Annotated in this window: 1 pseudogene; it reads left to right on the top strand. The window is 40.8% G+C overall.

Features of this window, described 5'->3' with window-relative positions:
• A pseudogene (locus tag SB772_RS41955) lies at positions 1–265 on the top strand (hypothetical protein); the annotation flags it as partial.

The raw sequence follows: 265 nt of genomic DNA, 5'->3' as shown, positions 1-265 counted from the left end.
AGGAAAACCGCCCAACTACTGCTTTCGGTTTGCAGTTACTTATACCATATCGCAGATGTCCCGTATTACAGGCAGGAAGATGCTTATCTCTTTTGGCAGTATGACATGATGGAAAATTGGATTGCGCAGGATGATGAAGAGGTAGATAATCAACACTGTAAGGACGAACTGAAACAGGCAGAACACATTGGCGATTTGGTGGAACAAAAGATATACAACCGCAAAACATTGTCTGCCTTTGAAAATCGTTTAAAGCAATTTAAAG

It is taken from the genome of Paraburkholderia sp. SIMBA_030 (assembly GCF_046535245.1).
Lineage (GTDB): Bacteria > Pseudomonadota > Gammaproteobacteria > Burkholderiales > Burkholderiaceae > Paraburkholderia.
The sequence above is the reverse complement of the archived record's forward strand: the minus strand, read 5'-3'. Positions and strand labels throughout refer to the sequence as shown.